General features: G+C 73.7%; 12 protein-coding genes. 7 read left to right on the plus strand and 5 right to left on the minus strand.

What is annotated here, in order from left to right; genetic code table 11:
- The first annotated feature begins 55 nt into the window (after positions 1 to 55).
- From O7631_RS27635 to O7631_RS27650, 4 genes are read left to right on the plus strand one after another with little or no spacing between them, the layout of a single operon-like run.
- Positions 56 to 2,680: a fibronectin type III domain-containing protein gene (locus O7631_RS27635; protein WP_278146971.1), complete on the plus strand. Its 2,625-nt coding sequence runs from the start codon at positions 56 to 58 to the stop codon at positions 2,678 to 2,680.
- A 27-nt stretch (positions 2,681 to 2,707) separates the two neighbouring features.
- Positions 2,708 to 3,703, plus strand: coding sequence for a MoxR family ATPase (locus tag O7631_RS27640; protein WP_088988698.1), 996 nt, complete (start codon positions 2,708 to 2,710; stop codon positions 3,701 to 3,703).
- A 14-nt stretch (positions 3,704 to 3,717) separates the two neighbouring features.
- A complete protein-coding gene (locus O7631_RS27645) occupies positions 3,718 to 4,878 on the plus strand; it encodes a DUF58 domain-containing protein (protein WP_278146972.1) in 1,161 nt (386 codons plus the stop codon).
- On the plus strand, positions 4,872 to 7,244 hold the full coding sequence (locus O7631_RS27650; RefSeq protein WP_347403525.1) for a transglutaminaseTgpA domain-containing protein: 2,373 nt from the start codon (positions 4,872 to 4,874) through the stop codon (positions 7,242 to 7,244). The genes O7631_RS27645 and O7631_RS27650 overlap by 7 nt, the downstream gene beginning before the upstream one ends.
- A gap of 82 nt (positions 7,245 to 7,326) precedes the next feature.
- Here the strand turns inward: O7631_RS27650 and O7631_RS27655 are convergent, their stop codons facing one another.
- The 3 genes from O7631_RS27655 to O7631_RS27665 all read right to left on the minus strand — a co-directional run bounded on the left by O7631_RS27655 (position 7,327) and on the right by O7631_RS27665 (position 10,426).
- On the minus strand, positions 7,327 to 8,373 hold the full coding sequence (locus O7631_RS27655) for a hypothetical protein (protein WP_278146973.1): 1,047 nt from the start codon (positions 8,371 to 8,373) through the stop codon (positions 7,327 to 7,329).
- Between the two features lie 281 nt (positions 8,374 to 8,654).
- Positions 8,655 to 9,446 carry an SDR family oxidoreductase gene (locus O7631_RS27660; protein WP_278146974.1) on the minus strand — a complete coding sequence of 264 codons (792 nt, stop codon included), beginning with the start codon at positions 9,444 to 9,446 and terminating at the stop codon, positions 8,655 to 8,657.
- Entirely contained in the window at positions 9,443 to 10,426 is a 984-nt protein-coding gene (locus O7631_RS27665; protein ID WP_278148037.1) for an LLM class F420-dependent oxidoreductase, read from the minus strand. The genes O7631_RS27660 and O7631_RS27665 overlap by 4 nt, the downstream gene beginning before the upstream one ends.
- Before the next feature lie 155 nt (positions 10,427 to 10,581).
- Between O7631_RS27665 and O7631_RS27670 the strand changes: the two genes are divergently transcribed.
- A complete protein-coding gene (locus O7631_RS27670; RefSeq protein WP_278146975.1) occupies positions 10,582 to 11,802 on the plus strand; it encodes a low temperature requirement protein A in 1,221 nt (406 codons plus the stop codon).
- A gap of 52 nt (positions 11,803 to 11,854) precedes the next feature.
- Complete coding sequence (locus O7631_RS27675) at positions 11,855 to 12,718, plus strand: DUF1028 domain-containing protein (protein ID WP_278146976.1); 864 nt, start codon at positions 11,855 to 11,857, stop codon at positions 12,716 to 12,718.
- Positions 12,719 to 12,793: 75 nt separating this feature from the next.
- On the opposite strand, the gene O7631_RS27680 is transcribed toward O7631_RS27675, so the two are convergent.
- The gene (locus O7631_RS27680) at positions 12,794 to 13,462 is read right to left on the minus strand and encodes a maleylpyruvate isomerase N-terminal domain-containing protein (RefSeq protein WP_278146977.1); all 669 of its coding nucleotides are present in this window, start codon (positions 13,460 to 13,462) and stop codon (positions 12,794 to 12,796) included.
- 7 nt (positions 13,463 to 13,469) lie between these two features.
- Entirely contained in the window at positions 13,470 to 14,357 is an 888-nt protein-coding gene (locus tag O7631_RS27685) for a phosphatase PAP2 family protein (protein ID WP_278148038.1), read from the minus strand.
- A 206-nt stretch (positions 14,358 to 14,563) separates the two neighbouring features.
- Between O7631_RS27685 and O7631_RS27690 the strand changes: the two genes are divergently transcribed.
- Positions 14,564 to 15,196, plus strand: a complete 633-nt coding sequence (locus O7631_RS27690; protein ID WP_278148039.1) for a DUF3159 domain-containing protein — start codon at positions 14,564 to 14,566, stop codon at positions 15,194 to 15,196.
- Positions 15,197 to 15,330 lie beyond the last annotated feature (134 nt).

Consider the following 15,330-nt stretch of genomic DNA (forward strand, 5'->3'; position numbering starts at 1 on the left):
GGAGGGGTTGCCGCGAGGCGCGCCACCTGCCACGACTCAGGGGAGGCAGCCGGCTGTGGCCAGCATCGACGACGCCGTACGGACCGACGCCCCCCGCTCCCGGTCCCGGCTTCGCGGCGGGCTGGTGACCATCGGCACGGTGGCCGCTCTGCTGGCCGCCATGGGGTTGACGGTTCTCGGGTTGGGCGCGGCCGACAACGCGGTGGCCAACTACGACGCGAGTTCCTGGCTGTGGAGCACGGCGCGCAGCGAGCTGGCCCGGGTCAACGGGGTGACCGCCCGGGTGGACACCCGCACCGAGATTCCCGGTGCCAACCGTCACCCGATGCAGGTCACCCAGACCGACCGGCTGCTGATCCTGCGCGACCTTCAGACGGGGCAGGTCAGCTCCCTGGACCTGGCGACCCTGCAACTCACCGCGACCACCAAGACGACGCCCGGCCTGGGCGTGAGTGTCGCCCTGCACGAAGATTCGGCGTTCGTTGTCGACGCCGTGCAGGGCATCGTGCGGCAGCTCGACCCGCGGTCGCTGGCCCCGGTCGGCGAGCCGGTCCGCTATCCCCCGGGCATCGCCGGCGGCACCTTCGACGGCGAGGGTCGGCTCTGGATCGCGGTGCCCAGCGAGGGCACTGTTTCGGCGATCACCGCCGCCAAGCTACCGTCCGCGCCGGCCTCGGCCGCGCCCGACGGTGGCGGGATCAAGCCGGAGCGCGTCGAGTCGTACGACGTGGCCGAGGCGAGCCACGAGCTGGTGGTCTCCACCCTGGACGACGGTGTGGCGGTGCTCGACCGTACGGCCGGCAAGCTGGTGCGCGTGCAGCGGGGCAAGGTGCACCCGACGCCGTTGACGCTGTCCGGCCCGGCCGCGCTGCCCGCGCGCACCAGTGGTCCCCGGGTTCCGGTCACCGTGCCCGCCGAACGGCGGGTGCTGGTGGTGGGTGACGGTGGGGAGGAGAAGGCGTTCACGGTGCCGGGCGAGGGGGATCGACTCAGCGCCGCGGTGGCCTGGGCGGACCGGTTCTACTGCGCCGACGAGTCCACCGGCACGATCTACGCCTTCGACGGTGGTGGTCAGCTGGTCGAGACCATCGGCGGGCGGGCGAACGGGCCGCTGGAGCTGGAGGTCCGGGAAAACCACCTGTTCATCAACTCCCCCGACGCGGCGACCGCCCGGGTGGTGGACGACAAGCACCAGGTGCGCGAGGTCGACAAGTACGCCAACGACGTGCTCGGCGGCGACCCGCCACCGGTGGCCGCGCCGCCTCCCCCGCCCAAGAAGCCCCGGGTGGGGAAGCCGAGTGCCCCGCGCAGCGTGACCGCCTCGGCCGGCAACGCGCAGGCCCGGGTGAGCTGGCGACCGGCGGCCGCCAACGGCGCCGCGATCATCAAGTACGTGGTGGAGGGTGCCGGCAAGCGTGTGGAGGTGGGCGCGAACCAGCGTGCGGTGGAGGTCAAGGGTCTGACCAACGGCGAGACGTACCGGTTCGCGGTGCACGCCGTGAACGCCAAGGGCGACGGTCCGCCGCGCAACAGCAACCCGGTGACGCCGACCGCCGCGGTGCCCGACCCGCCGGCGAGCGTCACCGCGCAGGAACGCCCCGACGGCACGGTGCTGGTGAAGTGGCCGGCCGCGAACGGGCAGGGCAACACCATCGCGAGGTACGCGGTGACGGCCAGTTCGGCGGGGACGAACGCCCCGGCCGGCGAGTCGACCAAGACGGAGCTGGTGGTGCCGGCCGGTGAGCTGGAGTACGGCACCCAGTACGCGTTCACAGTGGTGGCGGTCAACAGCAAGGGCGCCGGGTCGGCGGCCTCACCGGTGAGCAACACGGTGGTGCCCTTCGCGGCGCCGGGTCGGCCGCTCGACCTGCGGGCCGGCACTGTCGCCAACCAGCCGGGCGCGGTGACGGTGCAGTGGTCGCCGGCCGAGGCGAACGGGCGGCCGGTGACGAAGTACCTGGTGGACGTCGGTGGGCGCACCAGCGAGGTGACCGACACCCGCACGACTGTCACCGGGCTGGGCAACGGCCAGAACGTCACGGTGAAGGTGAAGGCGGTCAACGAGGCGGGGCCGGGCCCGGAGGCCACCGCCACCGCACGCACGGTCGCCGAGCCCCGGGTCACGGTGACCGGTTCGTCGGCGACCGCCACCGGGGCGACTGTGACGTTCACAGTGGATGCCGGGGGTGGTCAGGCCACCTGTTCGTTGAGCACGACGGGTGAGCCGGCGAAGGCCGGTGCGTGTTCCAGCATCACGATGACGGGCCTGACGCCGGGCAGCAACTACTCGTTCACGGTGACGGCCACCAACGCCGCCGGTAAGGGCACGGCGACGAGGGCGCAGAAGACGCAGCCGCTGTACGGGATCGCGACCTGCAACAACGGGCCGGACGGCGACCAGCGCACCTATTGCGACCGGGACCGAGATGGCCGCAACGGCAACGAGATCTTCAAGGTCACCCGGCAGGACAACGACCAGCAGGCCGGCTGGGCGAAGCCCGGCAGGCGACTTCAGGCCTACTGCAAGAAGTCTGGCGAGGACGTCGACTCCTGGATCTACAACAACCAGAAGCGCAGCACCTGGTGGGTACAGGTCGAGTTCAACGGGAAGAACTACATTCCCTGGGCCTGGCTCAACCTGGAGGGCGGCGACAACATCAACGTCCTGCCCACCTGCTGAACCACCAGGCAAGGAGCACCACCGACCGTGAACACCCACGAGCCACTCACCCAGCCGGAGGTGCAGGGCTTCGCGGCCCTGGCAGCCCGGCTGGCCGAGAACGTCAACGCGGTGGTGCTCGGCAAGCCGCAGGTGGTGCGGCTGGCGCTGACCGCGCTCTTCGCGCAGGGTCACGTGCTGCTGGAGGACGTACCCGGGGTCGGTAAGACGACCCTGGCCCGGGCCATCGCCGCCACGGTGAAGGGTGAGTGGCGGCGCATCCAGTTCACCCCCGACCTGCTCCCGTCGGACGTGTCCGGCGTAACGATCTTCAACCAGGCGACCCGGGACTTCGAGTTCCACCCGGGGCCGGTCTTCGCCAACATCGTCATCGCCGACGAGATCAACCGGGCGTCGCCGAAGACCCAGTCGGCGCTGCTGGAGGTCATGGAGGAACGCACCGTCACTGTCGACGGGGTCCGGCACCCGGTGCCGTCGCCGTTCCTGGTGGTGGCGACGCAGAACCCGGTGGAGATGGACGGCACCTACCGGCTGCCCGAGGCGCAGTTGGACAGGTTCCTGGTGAAGTTGTCCGTCGGCTACCCGGACGAGGCGGTCGAGGTGGAGGTGCTGCGCGGTGCGACGGTGCGTTCGCCCGAGGCGCTCGCCCCGGTCACCGACACCGCCACCGTCGGGGAGATGGTCCGGATGGCCCGCCGGGTGCACATCGCCGAGCCGCTGTACGCGTACGCGGTCCGGCTGGCCGCCGCGACCCGTACCCACCCGCAGGTGCGCGTCGGGGTCAGCCCTCGGGGTGTGATCGCGTTGACCAGGGCGGCGTGCGCGTACGCGCTGATCGACGGACGAGGTTGGATCATGCCGGAGGACCTGAAGGCGCTCTCCGAGGCGGTGTTCGCGCATCGGCTGCTGCTCACCCCGGACGCCCAGGTACGCGGCTTGACCGCCGGGGAGGTGCTGCGCCAGGCCATCGCCTCGGTGCCGGTGCCCCTGCCGTCGGGGCAGCCCGCTCCGGTGCAGGGCTGACCGGCAGCAGCGGCATGGGGATCACCGCCCGTGGGATCGGGCTGCTCGTCGCCGCCGTCGTGCTGGTGGGTGCGGGTTTCCGGTTCGCGTACCCCGAGTTGACGCTGCTCGGCGCGGCGGCCGGCGCGGCGGTGGGCTACGCGGCGCTGGTGGCGGCCTGGCGGCCCCGGTTGACGGTGACCCGGCACGCCGACCCGGACCGGGTGGCGCGCGGCGAGTCGGCGAGCATGACGGTGACAGTGCGCAACGCCGGCCGGCTGCGGTCGGCGAACCTGCTGGCGGAGGACCGGTGCGGCGAGCGCACGGTGCCGGTTCCGGTGCTGCGCCTGCGGCCGGGGCGGGACACCGAGGTCCGCTACGAGGTGCCGACCCACCGGCGGGGGGTGGTGCCGGTCGGGCCGCTGCGGGTCACCCGACGCGACCCGCTGGGCCTGGTGGCGTTGGCCCGCCCGTACGGCGCGGTGGTGCCGGTCTGGGTGTACCCCCGGATCCACCCGCTGACCGCGGTGCCCACCGGTGCGGGGCGCAGCCTCGACGGCCGGGTGGACGGGGTGCCGCACGGGTCGATCACCTTCGACTCGCTGCGGGAGTACGTGGTCGGCGACGAGTTGCGCCGGGTGCACTGGCGGACCAGCGCCCGGGTCGGTGAGTTGATGGTGCGGGAGAACGTGGACACCAGCCTCCCCCGCCTGGTCGTCCTGCTGGACAACCGGGTCGCCGCGCACCCGCAGCGCGTCGGCGGGGTGGCGGAGTCGTTCGAGTCCGCGTGCGAGGCGGCGGCGTCGGTGGTGACCGCCGCGCACCGCGCGGACCTGCCGGTGGTGTTGCTGTTCGTGGCCGCCGAACCCGACCAGGAGGCGCAGACAGGCCCCGCCCTCGGGCCGCTGGACCGGCTGGCCGCCGCCGACCTGTCCGACGACGACAACGCGGTACGCGCGGCGACGACCCGACTGCGACAGGACCGGCTCGGCGACACCTTGATCTTCCTGACCGGGCCGGATGGCCGGGACGAGCTGGGGCACGTCGGCGCACTGCGAGGGGCGTACCCCTCGGTGGTGGTCGGTGTGTTCGGCGCGGCCGAACCGACGCCACCGGGCGCCACCGGCCTGGTCGTGGTCGACGCGGCGGACGGCGCGCAGTTCGCCGCCGAGTGGGACGGGGTACGCCGGTGGTGACGCACGTCGTGCGGGTGCTGCGGGCGGCCGTCGTCCCGGCGGCGTTGATCGGGATGACAGTGCTCGCCGGGGTGGCGCTGGGCCGGGTGTACGCGGGTGACCTGCTGACCTGGCTGGTGGGCGGCGCGGCGGCGGGTTCGGTGCTGGTCAGCGTCGCCGCCCGTCGGCTGCCGTCCTGGCTGGTGGCACCGGTCTCGGTGGCCGCGATGGCCGGCTGGACACTGTGGTCGCTGCGGTTGGCCGCCGACCACGCCGAGCTGTCCGGCAGCCTGCTGGAGGTCACCGCGGACGCCGCGCGCAACGGCATTCCCCGGCTGCTCACCGCGATGATTCCGGTGGAGCCCGCACCGGACACGGTGCTGGTGCCGGTGGTCGCCGCCTGGTTGGCGGGGCTGGCGGGTGCGGAGGTGGCGCTGCGCGCCGGCCGGGTGTTGTTGGGTTACCTGCCGGCGGCGGGGCTCTACGCCGCCGCCCTGTACGCGGTCGGCCCGAACGCGGAGCCGGCGATCGGACCGACGGTGGCGTTCGTCGCGGTCGGGGCGGTCGGCCTGGCCGCACCCGGCAACGCGGCATCGGCCGGCGGGGATCCGGCCGCCGACCTGGCCCCCGGGGTACGCGCGGCGGTGCGACTGCGGCTGGCCGCCAGCGCGACGCTCGGCGTGGCGCTGGTGGTCGGGCTCGTCGCGCTGCTCGGCCCTGTCGTCGCCGGTCAGGTCGACGGTCGACCGGTGGACCCACGCCGGTACGTGGAGCCGCCGCAGGTGCAGTCGCTGGACGAGAACCCGTTGATCCGCATCTCCGGTTGGGCGCTGCGCCCGGAGCAGAAGCTCCTCGACGTGAGCACGGAACGCGACGGTGCTCCGCCCGACGCCGCCGCACCCGACGACGAGCCGGGAGCCGAGCCGGCGGCGGGCAGCGGTGGCGGTGTACGGATCCGGTTGGCGGTGCTCAGCGACTACGACGGGGTGACCTGGCGGGTCGGAGCGACGTACCGCAACGCGGGCCGGATCCTGCCGGCCGCCACGCCCCCCGAGGCCAGCACGGTCGGCACGGTCCGCCAGCAGATCACCGTGGCGGAGTTGAGCGGTCGGCTCCTCCCCGCCGTGGCGACGCCCCGGGAGGTCAGCGGCGCGCGGGTGGCGTACGACCCGGCGAGCGGGACGCTGATCCGGCCCGAAGGGCTGTCGCCGGGGCTGCGGTACGAGGTGACCTCCGCCGAGGAGCACCCGGACTCGAACCTGTTGGGCACCGCCAACGTGCCCGCCGGTGACGAGGTGGCCCGGGTGTTGCGGGTCGCCGACGGGGTGCCCGAGCCGATGCGGAAGTTGGCCGCGCAACTCGCCGAGGAGAACGGCGCACCGTTCGCGCGGGCGTTGGCGATCGAGCAGTTCCTGGCCGAGCACTACCGGGTGGTGGCGGACGCGCCGAGCGGGCACGCGTACCCGAATCTGGGGTTCTTCCTCTTCGGACCCCGCAACGGCGGCGGCCAAGAGGGCACGTCCGAACAGTTCGCGGCGGCGTTCGCGGTGCTGGGCCGGCTGTCCGGGCTACCGACCCGGGTGGTGGTGGGCTTCCGGACCGGCGGGCAGGGGCCGGTGCTGGCCGGCGACGCGTACGCCTGGCCGGAGGTTCTCTTCGACGGGTTGGGTTGGGTGCCGTTCGACCCGCTGCCGCGCCCGGACAACGAGCCGAGGCCGGTGGAGGAGGACTTCCGGCCGACGCCGGACGATCCGCCGCCGTCGGAGGCACCGGCGCCCACAGTGGAGCCAACCGCGTCGCCGGAGCCGGTGGCCGCTCCGGACGGACCGCCCGGACGAGGTGGGCTGTCCACGCCGGTGCTGGTCGCCGGGGGCAGCGGCGGACTGTTGCTGCTGGTGGGGGCGCTCCTGCTCACCCTGTTGGCGATGCGCCGCTCGTTGACCCGGAGTCGACTCGTCCAGGGTGACCCCGGCCGGCGTATCGCCGGGGCCTGGCAGGAGGTCACCGACGCGCTGCGCCTGGCCGGCCGGCCGGTCGGCGACGACCTGGCCGCCACCGAGGTAGCCGGGCACGCCCGCCAGGCCCTCGCCGACGCCCGAGCCAGCGTCACCGGAGACGGTCCACCGGGCAGCGGCCCGACCAGCAGCGCCCAGACCGGCAGCGGTCCGAGCGGCGCCGCACCGGCCGTCGACGAACTGGCGGCCCTGCTGAATCAGGTGGGCTTCGCCCCCGCCGCCGCGACCCCGGCCCAGGCGGCCCGGGCGGCCGAGGTGGCCACCGCCTACGTCACGACGCTGCGCGCGGCCCGCCCGTGGTGGCGCCGTCTGCTCTGGTCCGTCCACCCATCCCCCCTCCGCCGCGCCCGCGCCACCCGCTCCCCGCAGTGACCCGCGCCCACGCCCGCTGATCCCCGCGGTGATCAAGAGGTTTGCGTCAGAAGGACGCCCGCCGGTGACGCAAACCTTTTGATCAACCCAGTCGGTGGCTGGCCAGTGGTCGGCGGGGGCGGGTGGCGAGGGCGTAACCGGCGGTCGTGACGCCGAGCGACACCCCCCAGCCGAGGAACACCAGCAGGGTGGCGCTGGTCGCCCATCCCTCCCACACCTCCGACCACGGCAGGTCTCCGGTGCGTAGCTGGCCGACGAACACCGCGACACTCAACACGCCGTAGGTGACCAACGTGAGCGCCACCACCCCGGCCGGGATCACCGCCAGCAGCCGGGGAACCCGTCGACCGCCCAGTCCCGGCACCCAGCGGGGGAACTGCTGACCCCACCGCCGCACCAACCCGAGGACGAGCAGGCCGGCGAGCGGCGGGACGAGGGTGATCGCGAGGCCGGTCTCCGTCGAGAGATCCAGCTGGATCTCGTCCAGCTTCTGCTCGGAGATGCCGAACGGAACGCCGAGCACCCAGAGCCCGTGCGGCACGGCCCAGCCGATCACGGGCAGGACGACAGCGGCGTACGCCCAGCGGCGCGTCCACCTCGGCACCGGCTGGTAGCCGGCGGGCGCTGGGCCACGTCGGGGACCGGAAGTGTGCGCGAGCCCGGCGAACAGGACGCCACCGGCTACCAGCGCGAGCCGGGCGCCGAGGTCACGCCAGTCCGAGGGGCGTCCCGTCAACGCCGCCGGAACCTCGAAGAGCAGGTGCAGCGGAAACGCGACGACCAGAAGCAGCGCGCTCGCCGCCCAACTCGCGGCAGCGACGGTGCGGCCGGGAAATGGGACCGCACACCCGACGATGATCGCGAGAGCGACACCGACTCCGACCGCTCCCCAGCCCGCCCAGAACGGCAGCGTGTCCACACGATCCGCGCCGCACCCGCCCGCCGGGTCGACCAGGGCGGTGCGATCGCAGGCGGTGTACGCCCACCGGCCGCCCGCGATCCAGTACAGCCGCAGGGCGATCTCCCCGACGACGAAGACGGCGCAGCCGACCAGCCACGACCGGGACGGGTCGGGGTTGATCGATCGGCTGGTTCGACCGGACGGTGGTGACCACACACCCATCTGCATGGGCTAATGGTCAGCAGCGACGACGTGTTCTTCCTCCCCGACTGCGGGGAATGCGCTCCCGCCAACGGGGGATGGCCGCCGCACCCGGGTCATGAGTGCGCGGGCGTTACCGTCGGTTAGCTCCGTCGGGGCGGATGCGGCAGTGAGCGGTATACCTCAGAGTCATAAATATGCCTCTGAGGTATACCGCTGTTGGACGAGTCGCCTCGGTGGGCCAGCCGAACGCACCCCTGAAACGGGCGCAGGCCGAAGGCGGTCCGTCGCGACCGGCTCTGGTCCAGTCAGGCGGTCAGGCGACGGATGAGTTTGCGCATGCCGGCCTGCCAGCCGTCCGGGTCCTCGGCGCGGCGGCGGGCGTAGTCGGCGACCTCCGGGTGCGGCAGGATCAGGAAACGTTCCTCGGCCAACCCGGCGACGGCCGCGTCGGCGACCTGGTCCGGCGTGAGCACCGCACCCGACGCGGTGATCACGCGGGCGCCGAGGTGACCCTCGGCGATGCCGTCGGCGAGCATCGGGGTGTCCACGCCCTGCGGGCAGAGCGCGCTGACCCGGATGCCCCGGTCCCGGTAGGTGATGGCCAGCCACTCCGCGAAGCCCACCGAGGCGTGCTTCGTCGCGGTGTACGCGGCGTCTCCCACCGCCGTCAGCACACCCGCCGCCGAGCAGGTGTGCAGCAGGTGCCCGCCGCCCCGGGCGAGCATCCCGGGCAGCACCGCACGGGCCGAGTAGACGTGGGCGAGCACGTTGACCCGCCAGGCCCGGTCCCAGCCGGCGTCGTCGACCTCCACTCCCCCACCGGTGGTCACACCCGCGTTGGCGCAGAACAGGTCGATCCGGCCGTACCGTGTCTCGGTGTCGGCGACCAGCTCCCGGACCTGGTCCTCGTCGGTGACGTCGAGGGCGGTGGCGTGTGCGACCGGGCCGATGCCCTCGGCCACCGCGTGGGCCGCCTCGGCGTCGAGGTCGGCGACCACCACGGCTGCGGCCCCTTCGGCGGCGAAGCGGCGCGACAGCGCGGCTCCGATGCCGCCGGCGCCGCCGGTGACCACCACGATCCGGTCGGTGAGGTTCACGCGGCGGCTCCTACCGGGTCGGCACCCAACTGGGCGATGAGGGTGGTCAGCGCGGTCGCGCCACCGGCGGTCACCTCGGGGGTGGGCAGCAGCGCGAAGACCGGCACGTCCACGCCGGCGTCGGCGTAGCGGCGCACCTGGGCGCGGCACCGCTCGGGTGAGCCGTGCAGCACCAGGGCGTCGACCACGTCGTCCGGCACCGCCGCGCTGGCGCCGCGCCGGTCACCGGCGGCCCAGGCCTCCCACATCGGCGCGAGCGTCTCGTCCCGGCCGAGCCAGCGGTGGAACTCGGCGTACGCGGGCACGGTCAGGTAGCTGGTGATGAGGCGACGGCCCAGGGTCCGGGCGTAGGCGGCGTCCTCGGTGGGGCACACGAAGATCCGGGCGGCGACCTCGAAGCCGGGGCGTCGCTCGCCCAGCTCGGCGAGGGCACGCGGCACGTCGTCGGCGCTGAGCCAGTTGAGGATGACCCCGTCGGCCTCCGCGCCGGCGAGTCGGAGCATTCCGGGGCGCAGTGCGGCGAGCAGGATCGGTGGCGGCACCGCCGGTGGTCGTTCCAGCGTGAACCGTCGCACGGTGAAGGTGTCGTACACCTCGTCGACGGTCTCGCCCCGCAGCGCGGCGCGCAGGAAACGCAGGACGTCACGGGTCCGCCGGAACGGCTCGTCGAACCGGACGGCGTTCCAGTCCCGGACCAGCACGGGCGAGGACGCCCCGATGCCGAGCGCGAACCGGCCCGGCGCGGCCTCGGCCAGCGCCGCCGCGCTCATCGCCAGCAGCCCGGGGCCACGGGTGAAGACCGGCGTGATCGCGGTGCCGAGCCGTAGCCGGGGTTGCCAGGCGGCGGCCAACGCCAGCGGGGTGAACGCGTCGGTCCCGGCGACCTCGGACGACCAGACGTCGGTGAACCCGGCCCGGTCGAGCGTCGCGTAGACCGCCTCGTGGTCGGCCAGCGGGATGCCGCCCAGCGGCACCGTCATGCCCCATCGATTCGTCACCGATCGATCGTGCCCGTTGACGGGGCACGCGAGCAAGATCCCCGTACTGGGCAGAATCGCCGGTTTCCAGCGGTGCGTGCCATCGGGGGGTGCTACGACTGCCAGGTGGACCGTACCGACGGCGCAGGCCGCTGACCATGGGTTCCAGGGCAGCGGGACGCCTGGAGCCGGTCCCTGCGGCGGCCGCTCCAGGCCGGGCCACCTTCCTCGAACTCTTCTTCGACCTGGTGTACGTCTTCGCGCTCACCCGCATCTCGGCCCGCGCGTTCGAGGACCTGACCCAGGAACCCGGTCCGGAGGACGGTTGGGGCATTATCACCGGCAGCGGCAAGACCCTGCTGTTGCTGCTCGCGCTCTGGGCGGTCTGGCAGGGCACCGCGTGGACGACCAGCCGGTACGACCCGCACAAGGTGCCGCTGCAGACCGTGGTGATCACCGCGTTGGTGTGCAGCATGGTGATGGGGGTGGCGATCCCCCGGGCGTTCAGCGACACCGCCCTGATGTTCGCGGTGGCGTACGTGGTCGCGCAGGTGACCCGACCGGTGATCCTGTCGGTCGCGCTGGGTCCGCACCCGTACCGCCGGTTGAAGGTGCGCATGGCGGTGATCTTCGCGCTGAGCGGGGTGCTCTGGATCAGTGGCGCGATGCTGAGCACCAACGCGCAGGTGGTGTTCTGGTCGACGGCGCTCGCATTCGAGTACCTGGCCGCCCGCTGTGGCTGGCCGGTGCCGGGGCTGGGCCGCTCGACGATCTCCAAGTGGGAGATCGCCGGTGACCACCTGGCCGAGCGGTACCAGCAGTTCTTCCTCGTCGCCCTGGGTGAGACGATCCTGGTGGCCGGGTTCTCGTACAGCAGGGGACCCTACGAGACCGGGCATGCCTGGGCGTTCGCGCTCGCGCTGGCCACGTCGATCATGCTGTGGCGGATCTACGTCCAGCGGGCCGGGCGGATCCTGGGCGAGGCGGTGACGAAGGCCCGGCACCCCGCGACCATCGGTCGATCCGCGGCCGACACCCACCTGGTGATGGTGGTCGGGCTCGCCGCCACCGCGATCGGCTACGAGCTGATCATCGAGCATCCGTTGGAACGGATCCCGGCGCCGTGGTTGGCCCTGGTGCTCGGCGGTCCGGCGCTGTTCCTGGCCGGTCGTTCCCGCCTCGAGTACGAGGTGTTCTCACGCGTCTCACCGTCGCGCTGGATCGCCCTGCTGGTGTTGGCGGCGTCGGCGGTGCCGTTGCTGTTCCTGCCGGGTGTGCTCGCGACAGCACTCGGGGCGGTGGTGCTGGCCGCGGTCGTGGTCGCCGACGCCCGCCGGGCCCACGGGGCGCCACCGGAGCCGGCCTCGCCGCCGTTCTGACACGACGACGTACGAGCGGTGGCCCGCCGGCGCGACCGGCTAACCTCGGCCGGTGACCTTCTCGCTCGTCGCCCGCTCCGCCGACGGCCGTCTGCACGGCGTGGCCGTCGCCAGCAAGTTCCTCGCCGCCGGGGCGGTGGTGCCGGCCGCCGCCGCCGAGGTGGGCGCGCTGGCCACCCAGGCGCACGCCAACCTCGCCTACCGCCCGCAGGGCCTCGCCCTGTTGCGCACCGGCGTGGCGGCAGCCGATGTCGTGGCCGGGCTGGTCGCCGCCGACCCCGAGCGGGAGCACCGCCAGGTCGGCGTCGTGGGGGCCAGCGGTCCGGGTGCCAGCTGGACCGGCCCGTCCTGCCTTCCGTGGGCCGGTGGACGGACGGGCGACGGTTGGGCCGCCCAGGGCAACGTGCTCACCGGCCCGGAGGTCGTCGACGCCCTCGGCGAGGCGTGGCTGGCGGGGGCGGCGTTGCCGTTCGCCGAGCGTCTGGTGGCCGCGCTGCGGGCCGGCGACGAGGCCGGCGGTGACCGGCGGGGTCGGCAGAGCGCCGGGTTGCTGGTGGTCGAGCGTGGCGGCGGGTACGGCGGCACCAGCGACGTGCTGGTCGACCTTCGCGTGGACGATCACCCGGCGCCGATCGCCGAGCTGAGCCGGCTGCTCGCCGTGCACACCATGCTGTTCGGTCGGCCGGATCCGGCCACCCTGCTCGACCTGACCGGTGCGGTCGCCGAGGAGGTGGCGGCGTTGCTCAGGGCGCTGGGCCATCCGGTGGCCGACGACGGGCCCGAGGCGGCGTTGACCTCCTGGGCGGGGCTGGAAAACCTGGAGGAGCGGTTGGTGCCGGGCCGCATCGATCCGGTCGTGTTGACGCACCTGCGCGGCGTCGCCCCGCACGTTCCCGCGCCCCGGTCGGCGAGCTGACCCGTTCGGGGCGAGCCGCGACCAGCGCCGACGGGATCCGAGACCGGCGGCCACGCAGCCGGAGCAGACGGCCGCTCAGCGGCCGAAGGCGAGCCAGCGGAAGCCCGCCGCGTCGATCGCGGCCCGTTCCGGGGCGGTCAGGGCCGCCCGGCCGGTGGTCTTGCGGATCACCGTCATCCGGTCCCAGCCCAGAGCGGCCGGCACCGGGTGCCCACCGGTGAGCAGCTCGGCGATCACCTCGGCCGCGCCGGCGGTGAGCCACGGCGGCCGGTCCAGCGCGGCAGCCAGGTCCAGACCGTGTACGCCCACCTCGACGACCCGGGTCCGCAGGAACTCGCCCAGGAGCATCGCGTCGCCGTGTCGGGTTCGCACCACCCGGTCGGGCGGGGCCGCTGCCACCGCCGCGTCGGTGGTCCGCCACGCTCGGTCCATCGCGGTTGCCAGCGTCGCCCCGTCCACCTGGAGCGCGTCGCGCCGCCCGCCGGCGATCCGGTCGGCGTCCACCTGTTCGGTGAACTTCTCCCGGCCGAAGTAACCGGCGGCGTCCACCTCGGCGCGGGGCGGGGCCGGCGCGGCGAGCATGTCGGTCAGCCGGCCGACGCCGGTGTGTACGTGCGCGATCAACTCCCGGACGGTCCACGGCGGGCAGTCGGTGGGTCGGTCAAGGTCGGCGTCGACCAGGCCGGTGAGGACCTCGGTGAGCCGTGCGCACTCGGCGGAGAACGCCGCGCGGACGGGATCCACGCCCGGCTCAGCCCTTGACGCGGGGCACGAGCCGGTGCACGACGGTGAGCACCAGCGCCATCACGACCGCCATCGTGCCGGCGATCCCGGCGGCGCTGCCGGCGTACCCGATGAACAGCGGCCGGCGGCTCAACTCCTGCGGTCCGGTGCCGCGCAGCTCGATCAGCCAGGCCAGGGCCAGCCCACAGGCGACCAGGGCGAGCACACCGCCCACCGCGAGCACCAGCGCGGCGATCCGGTGCGCGTCACCGGGGGCGACCTCGGCCTGCTCGCGTTGGGTGATCAGCAGGAGCAGCCCGGCCAACGCCGCCCACACACCCACCACCAGGTACGCGGCGACCGCGTCGCTGGGCCGGTGCCAGCCGGCGGAGAGGGTGGCGACCCCGGCGGCGGCGGCGTAGCCGGCACCGATGAAGGCGCCGGCAGCGCGCACCTTGCGGGGCAGGACGAGCATCAGCGCGACCGCCACCGACGCGGCCACTGTGGTGTGGCCACTGGGCAGGCTGTTGCCCACCCCGGCACGCTCCGGGTCGAGGCCGAAGTCGGGGCGGTTCAGCCCGTACTTCAGCAGCTGCGTCGAGACGTTGGCCCCGGCGATCAGCAGGGTCGCGGTGACGGCCAGGGCGATCCGGCCCCGGATCAACGCGATGAAGCCGATCATCGCGGTGGCGGCCAGCAGGGAGACCACCGACATCGCGTTGAGGATCCGGTCGACAGGCCCGTCGATGGTGTCCTGGCCGATCCGGTTGCCGGTCAGCGCGACGGTGTCCACCCACTGACCGACCTCGGTGTGCACGGCCACCCGCCAGACGGCGAGGAAGGCGGCCGCCTGGACAAGGGCCAGTACGACCAACCAGACCGCGGTCCAACCCCGTGCCGTCGCGCGCATCCGCACACCGTAGCGGCCGGCGTCGGCCAGCCGATCGGTGGCCCGCCGCGCGTCGACGGTTAGGTTGTGCCGGAGACGAGGAGGCGGTGGTGGGCGGAACACCGGAACGCGACGGCGGCCGGGCCGAGCCCGATCCGGAGCAGCGCAGAAGCGCCGGTGCGGGGCCGGCCGGGGCCGACACCGACCCGGCCGGGCCGGCGCGGGCGGAGTCGCTGACGGATCTGCTGGGCGGCCGACGCGGGGCCGTCGACGCCACCCTGCCGCCGGTGGCGTTCGCCGCGGGCTGGTTGCTGGGCGGCGAGTCGCTCTGGGGTGGTGTCGGCGCGGCGCTGGCCGTGGGCGCGGTGGTGGCCGGCGTACGGCTGCGTCGGGGTGACCGGCCGCGGTCGGTGCTCATCGGGCTGCTGGCGGTCTGCGTCGCGGCGTTGATCGCGGTGCGCACGGGCCGGGCCGAGAACTTCTTTCTGATCCAGGTGCTGTCCAACGCCGCGAGCGCTCTGGCGTGGGCGGTCAGCATCGTCGTGCGCTGGCCGCTGCTCGGCGTGCTGGTCGGCGCGGTGCTCGGCCAGCGCGCCCGGTGGCGACGGGACCCGGCGTTGCTGCGGGGGTACGGCCGGGCCAGTTGGGTGTGGACGGCGACCTACCTGCTGCGGGTGGCCGTGTTCGTGCCGCTCTACCTGGGTGGACAGGTGCTCGCGCTGGTGGTGGCCCGGGTGGCGTTGACCTGGCCGCTGGTCGCGGCGGCGCTGGCGCTGAGTTGGGTGGTGCTACGACGCTCGCTGCCGACCGGGCACCCGGGTCTGCGTCATCCGGTCGCGTCGGACCCGGTCGGGCCGCCTCGCTGACCCGAGCAGGGTTCACGGAGACGAACGGACGGCGGGAAAGAAAGTGGAGAGGCCGCCACGGGGGGAGCGGCCTCTCCGGTGACGTACGTTACTCCGTCGTGGACCTCGGTGTGATCCCGTGAGGGCCCGAATTT

Origin of the sequence: Micromonospora sp. WMMD967, assembly GCF_029626165.1 — a bacterium.
In the GTDB taxonomy this organism is placed as follows: domain Bacteria; phylum Actinomycetota; class Actinomycetes; order Mycobacteriales; family Micromonosporaceae; genus Micromonospora; species Micromonospora taraxaci.

Bases quoted from the DNA above. Each gene is read 5' to 3' on its own strand.
- O7631_RS27665 (WP_278148037.1), bottom strand. From the start codon at position 10,426: ATGACGGTGCCGCTGGGCGGCATCCCGCTGGCCGACCACGAGGCGGTC.
- O7631_RS27655 (WP_278146973.1), bottom strand. From the start codon at position 8,373: ATGCAGATGGGTGTGTGGTCACCACCGTCCGGTCGAACCAGCCGATCG.
- O7631_RS27670 (WP_278146975.1), top strand. From the start codon at position 10,582: ATGGGTTCCAGGGCAGCGGGACGCCTGGAGCCGGTCCCTGCGGCGGCC.
- O7631_RS27645 (WP_278146972.1), top strand. From the start codon at position 3,718: ATGGGGATCACCGCCCGTGGGATCGGGCTGCTCGTCGCCGCCGTCGTG.